Raw genomic sequence first — 25,422 nt, forward strand, 5'->3', positions numbered from 1 at the left:
TACCTCTTTTTTAAGCGTTTTCATCTATTATAACAAAATCTCTTTTATATTTCAGTACCTTTGCTCCAATTTTGAAAATTTTCTTTAAAGTTCAACAAAACTGACGGATCTTGCAAGCTAGTAAGAGGATAGACAAAGGGTTCTAGTTCTTTATCTCCTTTCTTCTGTAAGACAAAAATACTTTTAGCTTGGCTTGCAGTTGAGAAAATATCCTCTGGCAGAGCGATGATAGCAGCCAGACTCACTTCGTCTTTGAGCCACCCTTTTAATAAGTCACTTTGAGGACTGGTCAATAAATCACTCGGAGCTAGAAAAATAGCATAGCCATCTGACTTAAGGTACTTGAGACCTTGCTCCATCAGCAAATGGTGGGCATAGGTATGCTCTTGACTAGAAGCCACTTGATAGCGAGAAGCGATGGCATCGTCTGGGTAATAGCCTACAGGCAAGTCGCTGATGACCACGTCGCTTTCTTTAAGCATTTGCGGACGAACGGCATCTCCTTGGACAAATCCTGCCTGCAAACCGATCACATCTGCCATACTAGCCGCCAGATCAATTAGCAAATCATCCACTTCGACTCCCAAGTAATCCACTTTTTTAGAGAGAGAAGTCAAGAAAGTAGCCCCCAAAATGCCCATACCAGAGCCTATTTCGAGGATGCTAATTTCCTCTTTATGAAGCAACTCTTCTACAACAAGTACCAAGAGGAGGGAAATGACATCCGGTGTAAACTGGTGATTGGCCTGTAAAGGTTCCGTTTGTCCTGCCTTCATCAAGAGAAACTGGTAGGTCTTGAGCCACTCTTCCTTGCGAAGCGCTAGGCGTTTAAGGGCTTGATTGTTCTCCTTGACCTGCTCTAGATTGGTCTCGCCATCTAGATAGATACTATTTTGCTCTACCAAGGCGTCATAAAAGTTGGTCGCCAAATCACTTTGGATGACTTGGACATTCTCTAGTAAATACGTATAAGCTTGTTCAATTTTTTCAAAATCCATATTTCTATCTTATCAAATTTCCCTCCTTTTTTCCATTCCTATAGAAAAATCACTCCCTTACTAGGCGAGTGATTTTTGGGCTACTGTTAAAAAGAGCTCTGCGTAATTTCCTAGGAAAAGACCTTCGGCACTGTAAAGGATCTGACTGTCAATGCTCGAAAAACCAAACTGGGCTAGCTTGTTTTCCAGTTCAGCTAAATCAAAACCATGATGGTTGGTATCTGTCTTGACAAAATCAGCGATGAGAACTTGTCCATTCTCCCTAAGGTGATGGTGAAACATGGCAAGAGTCGCATCTAGATCAGGCATATGATGAAGAACCCGACTGACTACAATTAGGTCAAATTGTTGTTCCAAGGGATTTGCCAGTAAATTCTGCTCCAAAAACTGGATATTCTTGATGTCTTGTTGCTCTGCTTTCAAACGGGCTTGCTCCAGCATTTTCTCCGAGATATCTACAAGGGTAACCGACTTGGCCTGCTTGGCTAGGGGCAAGGCTAATAGACCCGTTCCACCACCAAAATCCAGTATTTCCTTGTCTGATAGAAGAGCAATCTGTTTTTCAACTACTTGACACACCAAATTTGCAAGAAAGATATTTTTGGGCGAATCAAAGGTTTCTGCTTTGTGATTAAAATCATGTTTCATGCTTTTAGTTTAGCACAAAGTAGTTGAATTGACTAGGAATTGTCTTTCTTTTCAGACTTCTCTTCTGATTTTTTCTTCTCTGCTTGATTGCTTGAATCAGTCGCTACCTCTTCCTTTTTAGCTGTTTTCTTTTCTTGGGTTTTCATCGTAGGAAAGAGAAATTCATAGTTGCCCTTATTCATACGAACACTTGTTGCAAAACCTGTTTTCGTATTTTGATATCTGACTTTTCCTAAGTTAAAGACTCGTTCTCCACTTTCTTGCTCAGCCTTATCCTTACTTCGCTTGGCCATGGCAAAAGCGATCAACTTTTCTTTGTTTAGGGCAAAGTCTTTGTGATGGGCGACTTGCCGATTTAAATAAAACTGCAACAACAGACTAAAGATGGCTGCCATGGTGACTGCATATAAAAGAACGCCTGCCTTAACTTTTTGTTTTTTCCACACGATAGATGAACTCCCTTTCTAAGCCCTTTTGAAATTGGAAACGAAAGCGAACCAATTGATTTTCCTCTGTAATTTGAGCTGATTTGAGTCCATAAACCATCGGCTGATAGCCCCGTCCGCTGGTATCCGTTTTTCGAAAATCATCCGATTTAGACTTCCCTATAGAGATATCCTTACCATCTTGTTTTAAATAGAGGCGATTGCCTTCTACCTTTTCAAACTGCGAACGCTCTAACTCTGCCTCCAGTTGATCCACAAACAAGAGCCACTCCTTTTGCTCGCTTTGCTGCTGGTAACGAACTTCTGAAATGAGGAGCTGACTCATAGCTTGAAAAAGGAGCAAGCCTCCGCTAATGACGATAAGGGCAATCAGAGATTCTAATAGAGTGAACGCTCTTACCTTACTGCTCTTTAAGGTCGAGCAACTTCTCTGAACCATGGTAGACCTCCAATCCCTTTTCACTAGCAAACACCTGAACCTCCACTCCATTTATGTTTACCTGATTTTGCCCTGTTTGCAGAGCCATCTTCGCCACACGCAAAACTTCTTCCTTTTGCAAGATTTCTGCCTCTTCTTGTCTATTTTTCTGAATTTGCCCCAAAAGAAGGGTCGCAATGCTGGCAAACACAGCCAAAGATACTACTGCTTCTAGTAAGATTACTGCCCTAATTTTTTGTTTCCTTAATGCGTTTAATTTTTCCATTTCCTAGATATAATTGATAGCGAATCGCTCCTTTGCTGGTTTGAAATTCAACCTTAGCCAGGGACGAATTGCCTCCAGCTCGGTCAAATATAATGCTTTGTCCTGAGGGTGCCTGAATTCCTTTAGGAACGGTCAAGTTTTGACTGCCATTGCTGATGGTCTGTCCGTCTAAGCTTAAACTTGTCTTTTGTTGACTAGCTACACTACGTTTTTGGGTCTCCCGATAGAGTTCTTCAAACTCCATAAAGAAAATCTGCTCATCCACCGCTGCAAAACTGGATTGAACAGAACCAGACAAGCCCAGGGCAAGGATACTCACAAGTCCCAAAACTAAGAGACTTTCCAGCATAGTAAAGGCCTTAATCTGCAACAGTTTGACTTGTTTTTTGTTTTGCATGGTAGTCTTTATAAGCTTTGGCTTGCTCAGCTGTGATACGACCGTCCGCTTGTAATTTGCTGAGGCTGGCGTCATCATTTTTGTCCAAACGATAGAGTTCTGCCTGGCTTTCCACAACCTTGACAACAGCAGCTTTTCCTTTATCATCTACGGCATCCTTTTGCTTGGTCAAATTGGGCACAAAGAGCAAGAGGAGTACGCTGATGATAAGCAAGACGACTAACATTTCTACCAAAGTGAAAGCTTTAACCTTGGCTTTTTTTAAATTTGTCATGAGTTTTTTCATTTTAAAAATTTACCTCCATATTTTGATACATGGGCATAAGCATTGCCGCATAAAGTAAAACGATAATCAGAGCCACAAAGATAAAAACCAGTGGCTGTACCAGATTCATGGTACGATTAACTCGGGTAAAAAAGGCTTCCCAAGTTTTTTCAGCATAGATTTCCAACTCACTCCCCAGCTTGGACTTGACTTCTCCATACTCGATGATGAGACTCAACTCCTTTTTAAAGAAAGGATAGGTCGCTATGGTTTGAGAAAATTCGCGGCCATTTTGCAGGGCTTGAGACAAATCTTGACCGATTTCTTTAAAGAGCTGGGAACCTTGTTCCTGCATGATCTGAAAAATCTGCGTCAGCTCCATTCCCTGCGAAATCATATTGCCCCATTCACGCGCGTAATAAGCCGTCAAATACGTCTGGATAAAGATTCCTAGAAAGGGAACCCGTGCCAACATCGAAAAGACCCGCATCTTGGAACTTCTTTTGTAAAAAGTGAGGGCTAAAAGTACAGATAGAGAACAAACCAACACTAGTCCCAGAAATATTTGTGGCAGATTGCCGATGATTTGAGTGGCGATATTGCTACTGTCCAGTTGGGGGAGCAAATAATTCCTGAGCCCCAACATGATTAGCAGGAGAAATCCCAGCAAAATCAGGGGATAAGTCGCTACTTCAATTAACTTCTTCTTGACCTTGGACAAATTATCCAGATATTCTTCTATCTTCCCCAGACTCAGATGGAGATTTCCATGAACTTCAGCTAGAGATAATTGGGTCACGATAGCACTTGAAAAGCCCAAACTTTCCATCATTTCTGAGAAGGATTTCCCCTGAGACAAGCCTTGGTGCATCTGGGCTACATAGTCCTTTTCCAGCAAAGCACTTCTGCCCAAGAAAGAAATAATTTCCACCAAATGAAAGCCACTGGAGAAGAGATTGTTAAACAAGGTAATGATTTTCTTCTGCTTAGCTGTAGCTAATTTTTTCCGTTTCAGCCTGAAGACTTGTGATATGTCCATCTTTAAGAAGCTGATCAATCTGCTCATTCCAGCTAGTTGGCTGGTGTTCTTGATAGTCTTTGTTTGCAAAGTCAACGATTCCTCCTCCCCCAATTAATCTCTGGTAGCAGACTCCTTGCAGGACAACTGCTAGTTCCTCCTCCGTCACACCCAACTCCAGAAGGCGTTCATAAACACCTCGGATACTCTTGGCATGAATGGTTGAAAAAACTGTCGCCCCTGTCAAACTGGCTCTGACCACTGCACGCGCTGTCTCGCTATCACGAATTTCACCGATAATCAAGAGGTCAGGACGATGCCGAAGAGACAGTTTGATCAGATTTTCATAGGTCAATCCAATCGCCTCATTCAACTGCAACTGGAGCATGTCGTCCTGCTTGATCTCGACAGGATCTTCAATGGACATAACCTGCTGTCCTTTAAACAGAGACTTGGCTAATTCGTGCATCAAGGTCGTCTTGCCACTTCCAACTGGACCCGCAAAAAGGTAGAGCCCCCGTTGCCTGTACTGCTCACCCAGTTCGTTCATATCCTGAAACCAGAAATGCAGGTCCTGTTCCTCATCGTGCAACAAACGAATGACCAAACTCTCATATCCCCGATAATCTCCCACGGTAGACAAACGCAGAGAAGACTTCTTCTCCCCATGCTGATAGTCGCAAGACCCCAGCTGACTACGCCTCTTCTCTCCTACGTTCATACCCGCCACAAATTTAAAATGACTAATCACAGCAGCTAAAACATCAAACTCATAGGAGTCAACTAGACACCGTTCGTCTCCAACCCGCATGTGAAGCTCATAGGACTTTTCCTTGGGGATAAAATAGATATCCTGAGCCTTCTTTTCTTTTGCAGTAGCAATAATTTTCTGTGCAATTTCTTGTACCATATCGCCCTCCTTATCTAACTATTCGCAAAAAAATAAAAAAAGCAACTTAAAAAGTTACTTTTTTATCTCCATTTCATACGGCAAGAACGGTGTTTTTCTTGACCTGTTTGTTTTTCATAACCTGGACGTAGCTTTTCATCGGGGATGACTTGCTCATCCTGTAAAAGTGCCAAAGAATGGTACTGTTGCAAATACTCATCACACTCATCACACCAGCGTTTATCAGCAGGATCCCAAAAGATAGTCATCAAATCACTCCGACTCTTATAAAGAGGATTCTTCTTTTCCAGCTCAAACCAGCATGATTTATAATATTTTAGAGCATCATAATACTTGTCAAAAGATTGACTCATGATGACATCTTCTTCCCAACCTTCTATGAACCACCACGGTTCAAAATCCCCATACATTTCTATAACACGATACATTCTTACTACTTCCTTTGTATCGTATATTATATCTAATTTTTTATTACAAGAAAAGGATTTTGCTTGTTTCCCCCATTAGCAATTTCTTTAATCCTATTATTTTCATCTGATAATAAAAATAGGAGTCCTTTATTGACCCCTATTTTATCTTCTTAGGCTTGATAACGTTTCACACCGTCTAGATAGGTTGCTACCAATTCCAAATCTTTATCTAGTACGATAAAGTCAGCCTCGTAGCCTTCACGGATTTGGCCACAGACATCATCGATGTGAACAGATTTTGCTGGGTTGAGGCTGGCCATCATGACTGCTTCATGCGGATTCGCAATTCCCCATTCGACCACATTCTTCAAACCATCTTTGAGTTTAAGGATAGAACCTGCCAAATTGCCTGTCGATTTGAGGCGAGCAGTTCCATTAGCAACAACTACTGGGAATTCTCCCAACATGTAATCTCCATCTTCCAAGCCACCAGCTGTCATACAGTCTGTGATAAGGGCGATATTTTCAGTTCCTTTTTGCTTGAGCAAAATATCACAGGCCTTTGGATCTACGTGGTGACCGTCACAGATCAACTCTGCATAAGTATGTGGCAATTCATACATGGCTCCCACCATACCGAGCTCACGGTGAGTCAACCCACGCATCCCATTGTAGGCATGTACCCAAACACTCGCTCCAGCATCGACTGCTTTTTTAGCTTCATCAAAAGTCGCATTGGAGTGTCCAAGAGCAACAGTCACTCCTTCACCCGTAATTGTACGAACAAAGTCTTCTACACCTTCACGTTCTGGCGCAAGGGCAATTTTATTGAGCAAGCCATTGGCAGCTTTTTGCCAAGCACGAAACTCATCCATACGAGGATCTTTCATATAGGCAGGGTTTTGGGCTCCTTTGTATTTCTCTGTGAAATAGGGGCCTTCAAAATAGATTCCACGAATCTTGGCTCCACTTGCTTCCTGGTAACGAGCGCCGATATTTTCAGTTACCGCAAGCAACTGCTCGTAAGAGGAAGTCAACGTCGTTGGCAAGAAGCTGGTAACACCCGTGCTAAGCAATCCTTCACTCATGGTATGAAGGGTTCCTTCGATGTTATTGTCCATGACATCGACACCGCCAAATCCATGAATATGGGTATCCACAAGCCCTGGGGCAATGCTATAACCGGTATAGTCAATCACCTCAGCTCCTTCAGGAATCTGTTCTACATGTTTGCCAAACTTGCCATCCACAAGTTCCAAGTAACCGCCACGACGAACTCCGTGTGGGTAGAAAAACTGATCCGCTTTAATATAATTAGGCATAATGATAACCTCCTTGATAGATTGATTCTAGAATTTATTATGTCAATTACATTATAAACCTTTCTTTTTCATTTGTAAATGGTATAGACCTATTTTTCGTGGATATTTTAAAAGAGCTGGATTTCTCCAACTCTTTAATTTTATTTTGATTTTACAGGCAGTTCTTGAGCATCCTTAACAGCAGCTGCAATCGTTTCTGCGTATAGCTTAGCACCTTCTTCGAGCTTGCTATTGTCATTCCCAAAGTGGACTTGGTCGGTTCCAGCCCAGATTTCAGGGTGTTCCTTAGCAACCTTATTCCAGTCAGCTATGCTCACGTAAGGATTCTTTTCAGCTAATTCCCGTGCATAAGCCGCATACTGCTCCACTGATGTGTAAGTGTCCTTGCTCTTGTCTCCCTCATAAGGTGTCACCAGTATCAGATGGTGTCCTTTCGGTAGATTGTTCACGATGCTGTCCAAATCATTCTTATAGCCTTCAGGATTATTGACTCCCGTTGCAATGACAACTGTTTTTAGCAGCGCCTTGTTCTGACTGTTATTGAGCATAATATCGTTGGCTTGCTTGGTCGTTCGACTAACCTGGGCATTGATATTTGCTTCAGGAAGTGCCTCTTGTAAGGCTGTATTGGCACGCAAGGCTACCGAATCTCCTATTAGACTTGTTCCATCAGAAATTCCTAAACGACTCAGTTCAGCTTGTTCAGCAAGAGTCTTGGTTTGTCCTATATTGGTCTGAGCTTGTTTGAAACCATTGACCATCAAGTCTGTCTCAAAAGCTCCAACTTGAGGAGCCACAGCTATGATAATCAAGGCAATCAAGGTAAGAATGCCAGCAGCACCAGCACTAATTGGTTTAATATGAGGCAATCGACTAATCTTCCGTATTAAAGGATTGGATTTACCAGCAATCAATGGCTCAATAATATAGAAGGATAGGATAGCAAAGAAATAAGAAAAGATGATTGTCAGAATAACAGCAGGCAGATTACTCATCAGCTGAGAAAAGATAATATAAAAAGGCCAGTGGAAGAGATAAACCGCGTAGCTGGTATCCGCTAAAAATGTAATGATCCGAGGTTCTTGTATCTCAGGCGTTTTCTCATGCAAGACACGCGCAGCAAAAATCATGGTCACTGCCGCTAAACTTGCTAGCAAGAAGCCAAATAAGTACGCAAACAGGTAGGTGAACTTGACAAAGAAAGTCAAGAGCACTAACACCAAGAGACCTGCAGCAAATACCAGTAGATTCTGACGAATATCCCATGTCCGGTCAAACTGCTTGACTAAATCGCTCGTCTGACGAACCCCCACAACTGTCGCCAAAATGCTTCCTAAAAAGAAAGGATAAACATGGGTCAAACTTGAAAAGTAGACAGATGAATAGGAACTCGCCATTAGACTACCAATGAACATGGAGAAAAAGCTAATGATAAAAGCTCCAGCAGAAAGGAGAAAGACCATCCCTCTCAATTGACTACTAGATTTTGAACGTTTCGATAAGAACCAAACCGCTAAGCCCCAAAGGATATAGTAGTGAACCTCAACAGCTAGACTCCAGTTGTGAACAAAGAGATGCGGAATGAACTGGGATTCATAACTTCCCCCTGTTAACATTTCGTAGAAGTTGGTCATAAAACCGAGAACTCCAGCTATCTGGCCACCAATTCCAGCAACATAGTCTTGACGAACCAAGAAAGTAAAAGGCATGGTCACCAAAACCATCAGCACCACAGGTGGCACGATGCGGTAAAATCGTCTCTTAAAAAAGCTCAGTAAATCAATCTGGCGTGCCTTCCCAAATTCTTCTAAAAGGAGGGAGGTGATCAAAAATCCTGAAAAAGTGAAAAAGACATCTACCCCAAAGAATCCTCCAGGAAAGATTGTTTGAAAGAAGTGGTACAAAAGCACCAAAAGTAAACCTGTAATCCTAATCAAGGAAAACCATTTAATACGCATACGAGTCTATTCTCCATTAAATTAGGAAGCAAAACACCACCTAATTTCCATTCCATTATACTCCCTATTCTATCAAAAAAAATAGGAAAAATCCTAAGAGAAAACTTAGGATTTTGGCATTCTATTTTTACACTTTAGAAATTGCGCCCTGACTTGTTGTAGCCATATTTTTCTACAAAATACTCACGAAATTCCAAGAGATTGTCATCCATGATGGCTTGACGCACTTTCTTCATCAGATTGAGTAAGAAGTAGAGATTGTGGTAGCTAGTCAAGCGGATACCGAAGGTTTCATCAGCCTTGAGCAAATGACGAAGGTAGGCGCGTGTGTAGTTCTTACATGTGTAGCAATCACACTCAGGATCCAGTGGCGTAAAGTCTTCAGCGAATTGGGCATTTTTGACAACCAAACGACCTTGGCTGGTCATACAAGTCCCATTACGAGCGATACGAGTTGGCAAGACACAGTCAAACATATCCACACCACGAATAACCCCATCTATCAAGCTATCTGGCGCTCCGACACCCATCAAATAGCGAGGTTTGTTTTCAGGAAGAAGTTGAGTTGTGAAGTCCAAGACTGCATTCATTTCTTCGTGGGTTTCCCCCACTGCTAAGCCACCGATAGAGTAACCTGGGAAATCCATGCTGACAAGGTCATGAGCTGACTGACGACGAAGGTCTTCAAAGCCTGCCCCCTGTACAATTCCAAACAAACCTTGATCCTGTGGACGACGGTGAGCCTTCAAACCACGCTCAGCCCAACGGCTAGTACGCTCGATTGATTTCTTAACGTAGTCATAAGGTTGGTAAAACTGAGGACATTCATCAAAAGACATCATGATGTCGGAGCCTAGATTGTTCTGAATAGAGATGGCTTTCTCTGGTGATAGGAACATCTTGGAACCATTGAGATGGTTTTTAAAGGTTACTCCTTCTTCGGTGATATTTCGGCTATCAGCTAGGGAATAAACCTGGAAACCACCACTATCCGTCAAGATTGGTTGGTCCCAATTCATGAACTTGTGGAGACCACCTGCGCGTGCGATGAGTTCATCTCCAGGACGAAGCCAGAGATGATAGGTATTAGAGAGGATAATCCCTGATCCCATCTCCTTTAACTCCTCTGGTGACTGGGTCTTGACAGTAGCTTGGGTCCCAACTGGCATAAACATAGGCGTTGGAAAAGTACCGTGCGGAGTGATGATTTCTCCCAGACGAGCTCCTGTATGTTTTTCTTTCTTAATCAAACGGTATTTGATTGGTGAATCTGACATTTTTTACCTCCGAAGCTGGGAAAAACAGTCCCAGTTCATACTTTGTGCCCAAAGGCATACTGTATGATTTTATCAAAAAAACCAGGAACTGTCACGAACTATGGTATAAGTGACAAATGTTTTTCAATGCTTTCTGTTACTTATCAATAGTTGAGTTTTTGCTTATTTTTATTTAAAATCATTTCCGTTGATTTTCGTCATTTTTTTAAATCGTATTCATCTTCGTATTCATTTTCATACTCACATTTGCCCGTATAGTTGAGAAGGCTGCAATTTAGTTCTATTAGTTTACATTGGAGGGTGTCCCTCCAACTCCCCGACCTCTGGACAAGGTCTATTTTTTTTTGAAAAAATTTAAAAAAACTTCATCAAAATACTTGACTTTCTCGGTATACCGTGATATAATATAATCAAGATAAGGAAAGGAGGTGAGGAAGTTGAACAAAGAAGATTGGCTTAGGTTACTTGAAAAGGCAATAGATAATATTCCTGAAACAGTAACTGCTATCGCAAGTCTAGTAACCGCAATAACGGTCGCAAGGCAAAACAAAAAGCGTAAACCCAACTCCCGCAAAAGAAAAGGTAAACGCTAAGAGGTAGGGGCGAAAGCCCCTCACACCTCTATTTTATCAAATGAAAAGAGGAAAAGCAATGGTTAGTGCAATAGCTATTTTTATAATTGTGATCAACGTATATATCTATCTAAAAAATAAAAAGGACAAATAATATGAGAAAAGTTATTCAAGAATTATTAGACAGCCCGATGTCTACATCTGCTATTTCTCAAGGCGCTGGAGTTCCTTGGACTACTGTTTCTGACCTCAGAAAAGGAAAAACAAGCATGGACAAAATGGCGCTTCTAACGGCAGAAAAGCTCTATGAATTCGCTATAGCTGATAAGCAGTGATTTCGGTCACTGCTTTATTTATATCCATGTTCGATTTCAGCTTCACGTCGAATCTTTGTAGCTTCTTCCAAAGAAGCGTAGCTCCCTAAATACTTCGATTTCTTATCCACGTTGATAAATACTTGATATCTCTTTTTTCGCTTATTGAAATAGACACCTCGAACGCCCGTGCTACTTCTAGCAGTCGGCTTCGTAGATCTTCGACTCTCAGGATCTCGAATAGAGTCCATGTAGTCCTTGGATGCTCCACGTCTACAACCACAAGAGGTCTGATGGTCGATTAGATTATTATTGAGGATCACGCTTGCACCACAATGCTTACAGATGCAATTCCACCATACGCGCTGACTCTTCGAGTATGCCCGGTCAATAATCTTGAAGTTAGCAGTTTCAGTTCCTGTTAAGTCTTTGAATCGTTCATGCTTCTTCTCTTCGTTCAAGCATCCACAAGATTTAGTTAGACCGTTCTTTAATCTATATCTGAGGGCGTGATATAGATTGCCACAATCACATTGACAGAGCCATTTAATTTCTCCTTTAGAAGACCTCGTCCCGTCATCTTCTATGACAACGAGACGATTGAACCTCTGACCGATTATATTCTCTCTCATCGAATATTCTCCAAGTTGTTCTCAATCCATTCAAGTCGATTTTGACGGCCAGCAGGTATAGGCCTTGGGTCACGAGAATAGTTTTTGAATCGCATTTGAAGCATGTATGAACCTTCTCCTAGATTGCTACTTTCTAGGGCTACTTCGAGATAAGCATTAGCGATGAAGTTGCCGTCAGCAGTATACATTCTGCCAGTCCCTCCGATGATATCCTCACGGCTATTTTCAATCCATTTAATAAGTTGTTGCTTCTTGAATTGGTCGTAGTAAGCGTGGAATGTCATATTCATTTTAAGTGAATTGCTGAAATAATAGTGAGTTTGAGCCTTGCCAATCATAGCCAATTCAAAGTCTTCAAATAAGCGATCAAGCATAGCGTTCACTCTTGCAGCGCCCATCTTCTCGATAGAAGTCTCACCACTCTTGAATCTCTGCCAGTTGGCATCAGTGAACTTGATACCTGGTAGCTTATAGAAATCATTTTCATACCTGAAGTATCGTCCTACATATTCCAAAATTAAGTCTTTGATGTCGTTATTGATTTTCATTTTAGTTTCTCCTTTGATTTTAAATTAAGCAAGTACGCTCTTTGGATACCATTTAGTAGATGTTCCATAAGGTGTTACGATTTCAAGTTTAACTGCTTTTTCAGTTTCTTCAAGCAATTCATTGATGCTGATTGCACTAACAGACATGAAGGCTAAATCCTTCTTGTTGCGACCGTAAAATTCTTTCTCAGCGAACCATTTCTTAACTCCTTGGAACTTCACATTTGAAGAATGGAAGAAATAGAAATCATCAGCCATATTTTGACGCTTAACTGTCTTCCAAGCTAATTTCAAAGCTTCTGAGAATGTTACATCGTTCTTTTCATTTTTGAAGATTTTCCACGCTAATGTCATAACTTGTGATTTCATTTTGATTTCTCCTTTATTTATCTTACAAGCATATTATATATCATATAAGATAGTTTGTCAACAAAAAACATAAAGAAATTCAAACTTTTTTTATTTTAGAAAGTACTTTCAGATAAACAAAAAAACCGCAAGCTAGTGCCTGCGGTTTTAGTGTAATCTATTTTGAAAGTCCTTTCTGTTTTATTTATTTTTCTTCTTTTGGTTTGTCAACGACAGTGATAAGCCCGTCTGGTTCTGTTTTGAATGCTGGATCTGTGTGTAATTCACCGTTTGCCTTCAAGTAATACCAGCCGTCGCCTGATTTGACGAATTGTTTGGATAGCATGTAGCCGTCTTTTTCTTCCATGAAATACCAGGTTTCACGATATTTAACCCAGCCAGTAGCCATGCGGCCATCTGATTTGAAGAAATACCAGCGATGGTTGAGGAACATCCAGCCTGTGACCATTGCGCCACGCTTGTCTAAATAGAACCAATCTTTACCATCGTTGAACCAACGGTTGATTAGGCAGTATCCACGTTCATTGAAGTAGAACCACTCTCCCTTGATTTGCTTCCATGTTTTTGTGGGATAAGAGCCGTCTGACTCCTCCCACCACCAGCCAGAAGCATTTTGGCGCCAGCCAGCTTCAGACAGACCGCCTTCAATATCTTTCTTGAATTGCTCACGGCTAATGCCCCATTTTGCAAGATAAGGATATGGATCCACATGGTCAGAGTAGTTTCGAGGTTGATTGTATGTGCAATACTGATGCGTTTTAATTCCAGCCAAGCTGTCAGAATCCAGCGTCTTAGGAATGCCAGCTTCATCAGCAAGGTTACGCAGCAGTTCGACGTATAGCTTGTAATCACGCATGAATTCTTCTTTTGTGCTATGGCTCTCAATCAGTTCTACTTGTCCGTAGCCTTCAACGTTCCAGCCACCTCCTACATCATATGCTCCCATATCTGTGTACCAGGTCTGCATCACACGGCCGTTGCCGACAACGTGCGAAAAAAAGCCTGAATCAACAGGACGACGCATGTGGTAGTCTGCTTCATTTTGGGCAGTTGAGTTTGGATTGCCCGTTGAATGTGCATGAATTTGTCGGTATGGTTGTTCGCCAACTTGTGGTAAGTCAGTTCGTAGTCTGCTTGTATCAATATCCATGGTTGTTAGTCCTCGCTTGGTTCGTAGTATTCAAGAGCACGTTTGCTATCTAAAATCCCTGCTGTTGTTGGGTCGTTGACAACCCCAATCAAAACAAGGATATAAACGAATGTATTCACACCATCTTGAATGTTTTTAGGAATTTCAAGGCCGAACTGCTGAGCCATCAGGAAGATTGCTCCAAGAAGAGCAATGAGGGTTGCTTTGTTTTGTAAACGTAATTTCCAGTTGATCATGTGTTATTCTCCTTTGTTTTTATCTTCGTCATTCTCAAACAAGCGCTGAAACGCTTTTAAAATTGGCTGAAAAAGAGTGACATTTCCTTTTAGTTTGCGGTAATTTTCAATGAGTGATTGAAAAGTAAATGCAATGTACCCGAGATAAATTGAGTACAAAAATGCGAAGCCTGTTTTTTCAGGAAGTAGAACGGACATTGGGATAAGGATCATTAGCAAGAGAACCCCTAAAATCTTACGAAGGAGTCCGTTAATGCCGATTTTACTCTTATACTCGATGTCAGGGTTTGCAATAGCAGCAATCGTTCCAGTCACAAAATCAATGATTTCCATTGAGACAATCAGTGCTAGAGCGTACAATACCAGTCCGTCTTCAGTCTGGACGACACTTCTTAAAAAATTGAAAAATTCGATTTGCATATATCCCCCTTAATCAATACGTGGCATGACCACAGTAAGAACACCTTGCTGAAGCATATCAGCAAGCGACTGTTCTTTCCATGTGTAGCCCTCTGTTGGCTGCATTTGGAACTTAAAGATAGTCTTAGTTCCACTCGGCCATTTCGGATTCGTATCGAACGGATAAGGCATTGCGACAATATCGCCGTTTCCGTATCGTATACTTTTAACAAGTGGCTTGATGAACCCAGCTACTTTATTGTAAGCATAAGTTGGCATACCTCCATTTTGAGATACTGCCAAGGCAATCAAGACCTCAGTGATAGCTGATACCGTGTCAAGGTTTTCCTTGTTTTCGGTTGCCGCTTGTTCTACTTTGGTTGCCATCTCTTTGTTCTTTTGCAACTCTTGAGCTACTTTGCTGAATTTTTCGTTTTCTGCTCTGTTCGGGAAATTTTCCTGATACAAAACTTCAAGAGCCATTTCAAACAGCTCTGTGTTTGACAAACCGATTTTATCAGCCGGTAGCAAGATAGGTACGATAGCACCGTCTGAATTGACTAACGTGACCTTTGTAGCCGATGCTGTTCCGCTTGCGTCAAATTCTTGGGACTTTGTCCTATATTCTAATTTCATATATTTTCCTTTCGTTTATTAAGGGTAAGGGTCATTTGTAATATAAGTTATTGTACCCGTCCAATACTTATTTCCTTGAGATTTACTTGTAAGACGGATTTTCCCATCTGTTGCAAGGTGCAAGATAGCCGTACCTGTTACTGTTGAGTCTGAGATACCTTGCAATACAAAGCCAACCTCTTGAGTTGGTCTAAATCCTACAGGGATCGTTTCTTTGACTTCTCGATAATCTGAAAATGTGTCGATATTAGTGATTTTTCTTTCTGTTGAAATTGTAACCACATTCCCGTTTCTGACAGCATTTCCTATGACATCCCAGCCTAACTCTATCTTTCTTGTTGCTAGTTTCTGCAAGTCATTCTTTGTAGCAACCTCTTTCCAGTCGCTCCAGCGGTTAGCCATTCTATACCTTACTAACATTGTTTCAGTGGTAGCCGTCCAATAAGTCTGTACAACATATTGAGCGTCATCATAGACTTGAACCAACAACCAGCCATTCTGATTTCTTGGTCTATCAGGCGCACTGTGACTATAATACATACCATTTTTAAGGATATTATCAAGACTTTCTTTCGTTAAAATAGAAATTCCGTTATTTCGTGTCAGCTGGTGCTGTTGAATGGGCTTGTTGTCTGCGTAGATGCTTCCTTTGACATCAAGAGCGCCCTGCTCCCTGATTTTGTTGACGCCAACCCCTGAGCGGTCGTAAGACAATACTACGCTCTCTGTGGCCACATTGACCATGAACTCAGTACGAGTGAATTTGTCCTCAAGGATACCAATGACAACCCAAGACTGATTAGCTAGATAGTTGCCAGCTAGATTAGCTTGAGAATTGGTCAAGCTTGAGATACTTGTCCATGATCCAGTGGCTGGTCCATTATCGACTGTGTAAGAGTTAGTCCCTAGTCGAGCAACCTTGAATGTCAATCTCATTGAGTTCTTTTGACTGCCTGAAACAGCCAAAGGGGCGATTTTGGCATTTCGTGTGACTGTCAAAGTGCTAGAGGTTGAGCCCGTTCTTGCTATGCTAAAGCTAAGAGCAGGAGCAAAATACTCAAGCACGGTTACAGACACCTCTTTAGTATCCGACCAACGGCCACGGCTATCAGACACGCTCGCTCTGATTTTGATTGTGCCGTGATAATTCATAATGCCAAGACTGCCACCGTTTGAACTTGTAGACTGGTTTTTGCCGACGATTTCAGCATAGTATCCAGTGATGGATGAGCCGTAAGAACCGACTGCACCATTAAAAGCTACCTTGATGTTAGAGATTACCTGAATGAACGTATTCCCGTTTGGGATAAGATTTTGAGCTGCACCGTTCAAGTCCGACAGGGAAACTCCTGCAAATGTGGGCTTGACATTCGCTGGTACGCTAGCCGTGAATGTAGTGGACTGCGTGCCTGTCTTTGTAGATCCTGAATAGGTATCTACAAAGATAGTCCCTGTTCCACTTGCGGAGTTTGGGATGTCATTTGCAAAATCAAGAGGGATTGTCCACGTTGCGGATGTGTCCACGTTGCTTGCAATCGTTCCACTCTTGCCGGCCCATGCATAGCGCACTGTATGCTTAAAGCTGGAGCTCTGACGATTGATGTTGATAGTAACCGCACTACCAATCACCCCAGCGCTCACGCTTACAGAGCTTGAGCGCGGGATAGCAGTCAGACCGAGATTTCCTGATACTGTGATAGTCCCATGCAGTCCGTTATTCGGATTGAACGTACATGAGAAAGGTAGTGTCTTCCGACCGTCTGAGTTGTGTGAGATTGTGGTTGAACCACTAGCGAGAGTGACCTCGCCGTCCCAAACTTCCCAAACTGGATTGCTAGAGTGCACATTTTGGCCGTCCAAAGTTAGAGATAAAGTACTGTCTCCCTGTTTATTGAGCGTGTGATAGTACGTATAACGACTAACTGTCAACTGCCAATTGATGGTTGAGGTGTTAGCAGAAATGTCTGTTGAAACTTCATCAATATACACATTCAAATATAAGCTGTTACTCGAATTACTAAATCTAGGCATTTCGCTCCTTTCTATCCTACATAACGAATGACATTCATGTCATTGTTAAGATGATACTGTTCCTCTCTAAAACGTCCTATTTGGATAGTCTTAGAGAAAATACCGTTCTCAATGTGGATAACGCCCTGAGAGATATACATGACCTCGACACCAGCGCTAAACATTGAAATTCGTCCATTTGGACTAAATAGCATACTAGACGAGCCGTCGTTCTTACCAATCACAAGCCCCTCATTTGAGGAACTCATATAGGTATCAATGAAATTCCAACGGTCAGACAATTCTCCAAGATCCTTAGCAATACTTGAGACCCGCTGACTAGCTGAAATCAAATCTTTCTCAGCTTGTGCTCTTGCGGTTTCATTCGCATTGACAAAGTCCTTATAAGCCTTTATCCAGTTATCCAAAATATCAGCGCTCGCCTTAGCCTCAAGCTCAGCTTGGATAATTCCAGCTTTCTCATTCAAAGCGTTGAGCTGTTGCTGCGTTAGCCCTTGGTCGGCTTTAGAGTCAATACTTGTCTTGATTTCTTTTAGCTGGGTTTCATCAATAGCTCCTTTGTCCCCTTTATCGCCTTTAGGACCAGGATCTCCTTTAGGTCCTGCGTCCCCTTTTTGACCTTGGAGACCATCAGATGCATTGATAAGCGTCAACTGCTCAGACGCTACCTCTTTGTTATCAATCCATGCAGAAACAGTCAAAACCATCTTTTGGTTGACGTCAGAGGCTCGGACAATGTGGCTAGGGCTTGTAGCTTTGATTTCGCCATCTACAACCCAACGCCATCCGCTATTGATGACTTTGTTCCCTCGCATTAAGGTAGGGGTCACAATGGTCTGACCTTGGCCGTTCTTAAATGCTACGCCGTTGTCTGTAGCTAGCTTGATAGTGTAGGGCTTGGATGCTTCAAAAAGTCGCTCAAAGGCAGCCTGAATGCCATCTGATAGCTTACTCTCTAGAGCCTTAAAATTCGCAAAAGTAGTCTTATTACTTGCCGGGTTTGTAAAGCTGATTTTCTGTTCGGTGACTCGTGCTTTTACTATTAAAGCTGGACTAAAACCATCATCATAAATCTGGACCGTGTCCCCGATTTCTACGTCCACAAAGCCATCTACTTCATAGGTTATGGCAGGGTAGCAATGTTGCTTGAGTTTCAGGTAAGCAAGTCGTCTCAACTCGTTTGGCTCGTCTGTGTCAAAGTCGAAGTCTCGTCTTGTCCACTGGTCCTCAGCTGTTGCTGATGTGAAAGTTGAGGGATAAAGTTGCATGGATAATGGGGCGTACAGTTGTTGCCCTCTTTGATAAAACTCTAATTCTCCCCTCTCGTTTTTGATAGACCAATCTCCCAAGTTTTCAATAGTCAGAACCTCTTTTTCAGGCTCGTTTTCTTTCTCTTTTTTCTTAGGAGGTTTTATGATTCGTCTCTCAGTATTAGATGGTCCACCTTTTTTACTTGTTGTAACCGTTTGTTCGATAGATCCATCTGAACGAGTAGTTGTGGTCGTTGTAATGCGTGTTTTATCAGCCAGTTTTGTGACTTTAGTGTGGACAATAGTCTTGCTCTTTGTCCCATCGGGTGCTGTGCGAATGATCGTTTCAGTTATCGAACCATCCGCATTTTTCACTCTCTGGCTAGACAAATGACGTTCTCCACTATCTTCGACTTCCACGGTCGGCATTTTCCCAGTTGGCCGGATTGTATTGAAAATACCTGTCTTATCCACTTTTCGGGTGATAGAACTAATATTTTTACCGTATTTTAAAACCACATCATTCCTGATGCGGCCAACTCCTTGGTGTGTATCGTCGTGTTCGTGATATATGTTTACAGTAAATTTCTTAATCGTGCTATCTGCTTTTAGTTGTGTGTCAAATTCAATCTCAGCATTGAATTGTTTTGCGAGATTAAGCAAACGAGCAAGTTTTGTTTCTTGTGTCGTCCACTCAATGACACGTTGCTGGTCTGAAATCTCGTTAATTCCAATAGTGAGATGAGCATAGTTCAATAAAGCCATCTCTTTGCAATATTCTGAAAAAGTCATCGCTCTAGTTGCTTTGTAAGGATTTACTAACTCATTAATCAATTCAAGATTGAGATTCTCACAATAGCATTTGATTGTCTGCTCGTTCTCTTCCACCGACATCACATTAAAGAGATAGGTACGTCCATTGTGTCGGAATGACACCCAAGCACGTTCGTTTAGATGCTGGTAGGCCTTTGATGAAGCTGTGTCTGATTGAATTGCTTTCTTAAAGACTGTAAACTCAAACGTTGAGGACCCTGTTGGCATATCTCTTGACCATGTATCGTTATAATAATTAAGCGTGTTCTGCTTACTATTATCAACAAAAGCAACCTTTTGCAAGTTTGCATCGTGAATCGTTAAAAGCATTATAGCCACCTTTCTTCAAATTCAATTGTTACTGTCGGGTGTTTTTTAATGAAGCTAGAAAAGTACAACTCTAATTTTGATTTGCCTGGAGGGATGGACAACCATTGCGACCCATCGACAATCTCGTTAGCTTTTGCTATTCCATCGATATAGACCGTGTCATCTTCGCTATTGATTAGAACATTCGATCCGATTGGAAAACGATTTGGGATGTCATTTGTTGTTGGGACAAAATCTTTGCGGTAGTACAATTCATCAAGATACATGTGAGAGACGATTGGATTATCTCTGTACGCTCCAATTGTAATGTGAATTTTTGCAGACTTTTTACCCTCAATCTCTGGAATGATAAAAGTAGAGTATGATCCTTGATAAAAAACTTGTACCTTGCCATCATTCCGTTTTAAATCTGACCACCCTTTTGCTACACTAAAGGGATTGATATCTCCAGTTGTAGTTCCATCAAAATTCCAGCGCTTTAGAATCCTATATCCACCTTGACCATCACTAGCTAAAAAATTAAACTCACATTCAGAACCTAGCGACCGCTTAAAGGTCTCAACACCATACAAAAATTGACCTGCTTCATCTGATACTGTTACCTTGATGAAACCATATTGATTATTAGCTTCAGACCAAAAAACTTGTCTCCACCAAAAATAATCATTCAGGGACCCTGTGCTGCCTGTGCTATCATTAGGGATTGCCCAGGTCAAACTTGTAGCGTAGTTGTGTAATTTAGTTTCACCTCGTAAATCTTTCAATCTAACGTGTGGACGTTCCCAAAGATTAATCATTTCAGCTGTCCCGACAATATACTCTGTCCGGTCATTTGTGATGGCTTGGTTCTTTGCTGCGCTAGCCAGTCCATTTGTGATTTTTTCACCTCTAAAATCAAGTAAGATTTCTGATTTTTGCGATGGTTCGGTATCGGCTTCTTCACGGTTCCCAATTTCTAAGGTGCCATTTTGATTAACTAGACCGATATACCCATTCTCAGCATTGTGTTTGACTTTAACGATTGGAAATGCAGCCTCCGAGCCATTATTTATAAGATCAAACACCATTTTTCCTGATTTACTAGTTGCGTTTTTATCACTATCAAATCGTTTATAGGCTGAACTATGGGCCACGCCATCAGGAACGATGAACTTAATAGAGCCGTTTGAACGTCTCCCACTTGCCTCTTGCATAGAGATATCATCGATTACCATGGCCAGATAATACTTGTCTGGCTCATCTGAAAAGGTCAACTCCTTAGGAGCATCAACATTAAAAATACCCGCAAGCTTGTGCTTGAGGGTATTTCTGTCTTTGGACCAGATAGAGAAGTCCACCTTGATATATTTTGCATCAATAGTTTGTTGCTGGATATTCACGCCAATTCTTGGAGCATGATCGATAGAGATAGAGCGATTATTCCCAATATCTCGTTGGATGTCATGGATTTGAATAAACTCTCGTAAATCTGTTTTATTAAAACGCATAGTCACTTCGCTCATTCAATTACCCCTTTCATTCTTAGTAGCATTTTCTCACGCTCTTTCTGAGTCTTAGTAACAATATCCGTAACTTTTGAGCTGTCCAGATAAGCGTTTGTGTCCTTGTTAAGGATGGCAGTAAGCAATTTTTCTAAACTCGCTCTCAGAATCGCCATCTCAGACACGATTTTGTCTGTACCTTGCCCGTTCTGAACACTTGCAGTCTGAATTGTGATATTACGTTGCGCTTCTTCCATTTCACGGAGGAATTTCGCATCGCTCGGAATCCCGATACCAGAAGCGTATTTCGGAACACCCATCTCACGCATCAAACGTCTAGTCTTATCAGCTCGCAAGACCTTAGAACCTTTTGGAAGAGGGAGTAGGACATCCCGACCTTGTGGGATGAAACTCCGACCATTCGGCAGAGTAACCATTTCTTTATAGTTGCTATTTCTTTGGTCGTTGACGATAGCAAGTCCACCAGGGTGATAGTTGGTCCCGTGTGCATGCTTGCTCGCAAAGATATTCGTAAAGAAATTACCAGTAACGCTATCAATCCAGCTCTTAATACCTGAAAGAACACCGGATGCATTATCTCGAGCGTTGATAGTGACCGTTTTGTCTTGGATACCATTGACGCCACTTTTGACCTCACTGACAGTATCATTGGTGCCATTCTTGGCAAGGATATTCACTGGATCATATTGCTTGATAGCATTGATAGCACCGCTTGTCTCGTTTCGTACACCGCCCGTTTGGTCAGCAGCAAACAAATTGATAGGAGATTCTTGCTTAGGTGAATTAACACTCAAAATCGCACTTCCGACAGCTGCGCTCGTATTATCCACCGCATCCAGAGACTTAGTCTCAGCAGATGCAAAATTCCAAGCTGTAATCTTATCGATGGATAACTGGCCATTGTTCAAAACATTCGTAGGATCTGCCTTCAAATCTTTTGTAAACGGAGTCGTAGCATTCCAGGTTGTCAAAGTATCAGTAGAGCGAGCAACTGCTTTTTGGATACTCTCATCATTGGCCAGCAACTCCTTCTGTTTTGGTGTGAGTGATTCATAATTAGATAGAGCCTTTGAAGCTTCCTCTGCCTTGTTCATGACATCGGCATTTTTCATGAGGAGTTCTTTAACTTTAGCTGGCATGCTGTTCCATGTTTTAAGATGGGTTTCACTATCAAAGATAGCTTGTAGACCAGCTTGGTTCTTGACAATCACTTGCTTTTCTTCCAGCGTCATGTCTTTCCATTTACCGGATTCGACAAGAGCCTCTGCAATTGTAGCGCGAGCGTTTGAATTGATTTCCGCAGTTTTAGCGATAAACTGCAATTGTTCCCAGCCTTCAGCAGATTTGGCAGCCTCTCCGATGACTTCCTTAACATTGGATTTTACTTGGAAATTCCCATTCTTATCAATGTTACCTACCAGCAACGACCAGGCATCATTAGCCTCTTTCACTTCCTTGCTCATCTCACTGGTGTAATTGGCAAGGATGCTGTGTGAATTACCTACCTTTTGAGAAGCTTCCGCAGCTTTCTTTCCGATTTCTTCATAGGATAGGCCGTACTCCTCCAGAACTTTCTTGGCTTCTTCCCAATAGTTCCAACTTTGTCCAGTTCGAGCTTTCACCTTATCATCAAGATTTCGCATGACTTGATAATACTTACTTCCCAAAGCTTCCATCGTTTGAGTGTGGTTTGCTTCTAGAGTCTGCAATTTCTTGTTGTAAGTCTCCTGGTCAATAGCCTTTCCGTCTAACAGCTCTTTCAGCTCACTTTTTGAGTTCTCGTAGAGTTTCTTTTCCTCATCAAGTGCTTGTTTTAAAACATCTTTAGTATGCTTCAATTGTGTTTCGTTGAGTGAGCTGATTTTACCATTTAAGGCTTGAAGTGCTGCTGTTTGTTGTTCTTCCGACAAACTCATCAACTTTAACTTAGCCTTAATCATCTCATTCTGATTGTTCAGGATGATTTCTTTCTCCTCTTGAGAGAACTTGCTCGCATCACCATTATGACGTTGATAAATCTCATTGATTTGATTCATCATAGCCTCAGTGTTAGAGACGACCTGACCATTTCTTTCCTTGGCTTTGGCAATATCGTCCTCACTAAGGCCCCACTTGGCGCCCAACTCTTCCATTCGTTTGTTGGTCTTATCGGCAGCAGTAGCTATTTCTTCATAAAGTTTTTTAAAGGCTCCAGAGACCTTGTCGGCATCTCCAGCATGAGTACCGAAGTTTGCGACAGCCGTACTGGTTTCATCAACAGTTTTTTGAAAACTTCGCAATTCTCCACGAGCAGTATCGCTCAACTGAGAGCCAAATTCTTCCGTCTTGATACGAGCCTTGTCTTTTTCGTTGCCAAAATGAACAGCAGCGGCCGTCGCAATAGCAAGGCTACCAACTATCAAGCCTAATGGATTTGCGAGACCACCCATTGCAGTTGTCAAGAGCCCAGTAGAAGATGAAGCTGATGCCGTCGCATTACCAAGCGCTACCGCTCCGCCAGAGGCCAATTTAAAAGCAGAGGATAGATTCCCAGTTGTTCGAAAAGCCTGAAACGTCTTGAGCATCAAGGACATGCCACCTACTGCCTTACCAGTGCCTTTAGTGAGCCAACCAAGTGCTTTCGTAAGGTTTCCGATAATTCCAAGACCTTTCCCTAAAATGCTTAAAGCTGGACCAGCTCCGGCAGTCAATGCAGCCCACTTAAGAACATTTCTTTGTTGTTCTTCAGACATAGAACTGAACTGTTTAGCCATTGTAGCCAGCGTGTCAATCCAAGGCTTGGCAGCCTTTAGACCATCACGTAGTGCCTTTAAAAGTGGCCCTCCAAACTCAATGGCCAAGTCCGTTACCTGGTTCTTAAACATCTTCAATTGCGATTCTGTGGTTTCATATCGTTTATTGGCTTCATTGGTTAGAGCAGTATTCTCTTTCCAAGCCTTATTTGAACGATCAACAGCATCGCCCATTTTATCAGAGGCCAGAGCCAAAGATTTCAGCATGTTGCTTTGTCGGATACCCGTCATTCCAAGCTGTGCCAAGATAGCGTTCATGTTCACGCCTTTTTCTTGAGCATTTTTCAGACCTTTGATAAAGGATTGCAAAGCAACAACTGGTTTCTCTTTCCAAGCCTGTTGAAATTCCTCTGAGGTCATTCCAGCAGTTTTAGCGATGAGGTTCAAGTCATCTGCTGCGCCCTTACCTGTCAATGAAACAGCATTACCAATAGCCGTCAAAGTTTGAGTCATAGCGGTACCACCAGCCTCCGCCTCGATACCAACAGAGCTCATAGCAGTAGCAAGACCAAGGATATCTGGAGCAGTTAGACCAGCCAACTTACCACCAGCCGCCAAACGATTGGTCATCTCAACGATGTCACGCTCAGTTGTTGCAAAGTTGTTACCCAAGTCAACAACAGATGATCCAAATCGTTTGTATTCGTCTGATGTCAAACCAAGGATATTCGCAATCTTAGCGATAGCGGTCGCAGCATCCTCAGCACTCAAGTTCGTTGATTCGCCCATATCAATCATGGTACGGGAGAATGTAAGAATATCCTCCGCCTTGATACCTAACTGACCAGCAACTTCAGCGACATTTGCAATTTCAACCGCACTAGCTGGCAATTCTTTAGCCATCTGACGAATGCCATCAGATAAGTTCTTGTAGGATACGGTTGCAGTCTCATCTACTGTCTTCTTCACACCTGCAAAAGCAGATTCATAGTCAGACGCAGCTTTCGTGACAAGTCCAACACTAGCAACCAAAGGAAGGGTTAAGCCAGCAGTCAACTTACCTCCCAAGCTCGAAACGTTATCACCAAAAGTCTTTATTTTATCGCCACTTTTGATAAGGCCGTCTCCAAATTTATTGATACGATTCGCAAAGCTATTCTCTTTACCAACCGCAATCAGAGCTTGTTGCACACTACGAAGTTGACCTTCCATGGCTGCCAACTTAGCATTCTCACGTTCAATCTCAGCAGCAGCCTTGTCGAACTTAGCTGTACCAGGTTCGAGAGTATCAAAACTTTTCTTCATCTGGTCCAAGACTTTTCTTTGCGCTTCAATCGCTTGGCCAAGCGTCTTGTACTTAGCTTGAAGCAAGTCTGTGTTTTTCCCGTTATTTTTAAGGGAGCTGTCTAGCGCCTTTACATTGCTTTGAAAGTATTTAACCGCATTCTTGGCACCATTTAGAGTAGGATTGAACTTCGACACGTCCAGCCCTAGCTCGATATACATTTGACCTAACGGCGTTTCACCTGCCATTCAAATCCTCCTTTTTAAATCA

26 protein-coding genes are annotated in these 25,422 nt (G+C 42.0%); 2 read left to right on the forward strand and 24 right to left on the reverse strand.

What is annotated here, in order from left to right; genetic code table 11:
• Nucleotides 1–44: 44 nt before the first annotated feature.
• From HMPREF8578_RS03455 to tgt, 13 genes are all read right to left on the reverse strand, one after another.
• A complete protein-coding gene (locus HMPREF8578_RS03455; protein WP_000345145.1) occupies nt 45–998 on the reverse strand; it encodes a class I SAM-dependent methyltransferase in 954 nt (317 codons plus the stop codon).
• Nucleotides 999–1,058: 60 nt separating this feature from the next.
• The gene (locus HMPREF8578_RS03460; RefSeq protein ID WP_000679790.1) at nt 1,059–1,646 is read right to left on the reverse strand and encodes a class I SAM-dependent methyltransferase; all 588 of its coding nucleotides are present in this window, start codon (nt 1,644–1,646) and stop codon (nt 1,059–1,061) included.
• 32 nt (nt 1,647–1,678) lie between these two features.
• On the reverse strand, nt 1,679–2,092 hold the full coding sequence (gene comGG / locus HMPREF8578_RS03465) for a competence type IV pilus minor pilin ComGG (RefSeq protein WP_000265647.1): 414 nt from the start codon (nt 2,090–2,092) through the stop codon (nt 1,679–1,681).
• Nucleotides 2,070–2,531 carry a competence type IV pilus minor pilin ComGF gene (comGF, locus tag HMPREF8578_RS03470; protein ID WP_002875275.1) on the reverse strand — a complete coding sequence of 154 codons (462 nt, stop codon included), beginning with the start codon at nt 2,529–2,531 and terminating at the stop codon, nt 2,070–2,072. The genes comGG and comGF overlap by 23 nt, the downstream gene beginning before the upstream one ends.
• Nucleotides 2,494–2,796: a competence type IV pilus minor pilin ComGE gene (gene comGE, locus HMPREF8578_RS03475; RefSeq protein WP_000413384.1), complete on the reverse strand. Its 303-nt coding sequence runs from the start codon at nt 2,794–2,796 to the stop codon at nt 2,494–2,496. The genes comGF and comGE overlap by 38 nt, the downstream gene beginning before the upstream one ends.
• The gene (comGD, locus tag HMPREF8578_RS03480; RefSeq protein ID WP_001180055.1) at nt 2,759–3,193 is read right to left on the reverse strand and encodes a competence type IV pilus minor pilin ComGD; all 435 of its coding nucleotides are present in this window, start codon (nt 3,191–3,193) and stop codon (nt 2,759–2,761) included. Before comGD ends, comGE begins: the two co-directional genes overlap by 38 nt.
• Nucleotides 3,156–3,479, reverse strand: a complete 324-nt coding sequence (gene comGC, locus HMPREF8578_RS03485) for a competence type IV pilus major pilin ComGC (protein WP_000735798.1) — start codon at nt 3,477–3,479, stop codon at nt 3,156–3,158. Before comGC ends, comGD begins: the two co-directional genes overlap by 38 nt.
• Before the next feature lies 1 nt (nt 3,480).
• A complete protein-coding gene (gene comGB, locus HMPREF8578_RS03490) occupies nt 3,481–4,497 on the reverse strand; it encodes a competence type IV pilus assembly protein ComGB (protein ID WP_000355372.1) in 1,017 nt (338 codons plus the stop codon).
• Entirely contained in the window at nt 4,445–5,386 is a 942-nt protein-coding gene (gene comGA / locus HMPREF8578_RS03495; protein WP_000249584.1) for a competence type IV pilus ATPase ComGA, read from the reverse strand. The genes comGB and comGA overlap by 53 nt, the downstream gene beginning before the upstream one ends.
• Nucleotides 5,387–5,448: 62 nt before the next feature.
• The gene (locus HMPREF8578_RS03500) at nt 5,449–5,814 is read right to left on the reverse strand and encodes a DUF1033 family protein (protein WP_000286396.1); all 366 of its coding nucleotides are present in this window, start codon (nt 5,812–5,814) and stop codon (nt 5,449–5,451) included.
• A gap of 152 nt (nt 5,815–5,966) precedes the next feature.
• A complete protein-coding gene (nagA, locus tag HMPREF8578_RS03505) occupies nt 5,967–7,118 on the reverse strand; it encodes an N-acetylglucosamine-6-phosphate deacetylase (protein ID WP_001134443.1) in 1,152 nt (383 codons plus the stop codon).
• Nucleotides 7,119–7,258: 140 nt separating this feature from the next.
• The gene (locus HMPREF8578_RS03510; RefSeq protein ID WP_001220894.1) at nt 7,259–9,076 is read right to left on the reverse strand and encodes an acyltransferase family protein; all 1,818 of its coding nucleotides are present in this window, start codon (nt 9,074–9,076) and stop codon (nt 7,259–7,261) included.
• A gap of 134 nt (nt 9,077–9,210) precedes the next feature.
• On the reverse strand, nt 9,211–10,353 hold the full coding sequence (tgt, locus tag HMPREF8578_RS03515) for a tRNA guanosine(34) transglycosylase Tgt (RefSeq protein WP_001285248.1): 1,143 nt from the start codon (nt 10,351–10,353) through the stop codon (nt 9,211–9,213).
• A gap of 437 nt (nt 10,354–10,790) precedes the next feature.
• Here tgt and HMPREF8578_RS12545 point away from each other — a divergent pair, with 437 nt between their 5' ends.
• Both HMPREF8578_RS12545 and HMPREF8578_RS03520 read left to right on the forward strand, forming a co-directional pair.
• Nucleotides 10,791–10,946 (forward strand): hypothetical protein, encoded by a 156-nt coding sequence (locus tag HMPREF8578_RS12545; protein ID WP_001030864.1) that lies wholly within the window; start codon nt 10,791–10,793, stop codon nt 10,944–10,946.
• A gap of 134 nt (nt 10,947–11,080) precedes the next feature.
• Nucleotides 11,081–11,260, forward strand: a complete 180-nt coding sequence (locus HMPREF8578_RS03520; protein WP_001233344.1) for a hypothetical protein — start codon at nt 11,081–11,083, stop codon at nt 11,258–11,260.
• A gap of 14 nt (nt 11,261–11,274) precedes the next feature.
• On the opposite strand, the gene HMPREF8578_RS03525 is transcribed toward HMPREF8578_RS03520, so the two are convergent.
• From HMPREF8578_RS03525 to HMPREF8578_RS03575, 11 genes are all read right to left on the reverse strand, one after another.
• Nucleotides 11,275–11,871 carry an AP2 domain-containing protein gene (locus HMPREF8578_RS03525; RefSeq protein ID WP_001208933.1) on the reverse strand — a complete coding sequence of 199 codons (597 nt, stop codon included), beginning with the start codon at nt 11,869–11,871 and terminating at the stop codon, nt 11,275–11,277.
• Nucleotides 11,868–12,419, reverse strand: coding sequence for an anti-CRISPR protein AcrIIA6 (gene acrIIA6 / locus HMPREF8578_RS03530; protein WP_000700629.1), 552 nt, complete (start codon nt 12,417–12,419; stop codon nt 11,868–11,870). The genes HMPREF8578_RS03525 and acrIIA6 overlap by 4 nt, the downstream gene beginning before the upstream one ends.
• Nucleotides 12,420–12,443: 24 nt before the next feature.
• On the reverse strand, nt 12,444–12,788 hold the full coding sequence (locus HMPREF8578_RS03535) for a hypothetical protein (RefSeq protein WP_000842074.1): 345 nt from the start codon (nt 12,786–12,788) through the stop codon (nt 12,444–12,446).
• Between the two features lie 184 nt (nt 12,789–12,972).
• The gene (locus HMPREF8578_RS03540) at nt 12,973–13,938 is read right to left on the reverse strand and encodes an N-acetylmuramoyl-L-alanine amidase family protein (protein ID WP_000350521.1); all 966 of its coding nucleotides are present in this window, start codon (nt 13,936–13,938) and stop codon (nt 12,973–12,975) included.
• Nucleotides 13,939–13,943: 5 nt separating this feature from the next.
• Nucleotides 13,944–14,174, reverse strand: a complete 231-nt coding sequence (locus tag HMPREF8578_RS03545) for a phage holin (protein WP_000611517.1) — start codon at nt 14,172–14,174, stop codon at nt 13,944–13,946.
• 3 nt (nt 14,175–14,177) lie between these two features.
• Nucleotides 14,178–14,594 carry a phage holin family protein gene (locus HMPREF8578_RS03550; RefSeq protein ID WP_001165338.1) on the reverse strand — a complete coding sequence of 139 codons (417 nt, stop codon included), beginning with the start codon at nt 14,592–14,594 and terminating at the stop codon, nt 14,178–14,180.
• Nucleotides 14,595–14,603: 9 nt separating this feature from the next.
• On the reverse strand, nt 14,604–15,209 hold the full coding sequence (locus tag HMPREF8578_RS03555; RefSeq protein WP_000764683.1) for a DUF1366 domain-containing protein: 606 nt from the start codon (nt 15,207–15,209) through the stop codon (nt 14,604–14,606).
• Nucleotides 15,210–15,227: 18 nt separating this feature from the next.
• Nucleotides 15,228–17,240 (reverse strand): DUF859 family phage minor structural protein, encoded by a 2,013-nt coding sequence (locus HMPREF8578_RS03560; RefSeq protein WP_001137165.1) that lies wholly within the window; start codon nt 17,238–17,240, stop codon nt 15,228–15,230.
• Between the two features lie 11 nt (nt 17,241–17,251).
• Nucleotides 17,252–19,633, reverse strand: a complete 2,382-nt coding sequence (locus tag HMPREF8578_RS03565) for a phage tail spike protein (protein ID WP_000927611.1) — start codon at nt 19,631–19,633, stop codon at nt 17,252–17,254.
• A complete protein-coding gene (locus HMPREF8578_RS03570) occupies nt 19,633–21,135 on the reverse strand; it encodes a distal tail protein Dit (RefSeq protein ID WP_000005800.1) in 1,503 nt (500 codons plus the stop codon). The genes HMPREF8578_RS03565 and HMPREF8578_RS03570 overlap by 1 nt, the downstream gene beginning before the upstream one ends.
• Complete coding sequence (locus HMPREF8578_RS03575) at nt 21,132–25,400, reverse strand: phage tail tape measure protein (protein WP_000896766.1); 4,269 nt, start codon at nt 25,398–25,400, stop codon at nt 21,132–21,134. The genes HMPREF8578_RS03570 and HMPREF8578_RS03575 overlap by 4 nt, the downstream gene beginning before the upstream one ends.
• Nucleotides 25,401–25,422 lie beyond the last annotated feature (22 nt).

It is taken from the genome of Streptococcus oralis ATCC 49296 (assembly GCF_000185265.1).
GTDB lineage: Bacteria > Bacillota > Bacilli > Lactobacillales > Streptococcaceae > Streptococcus > Streptococcus oralis_BC.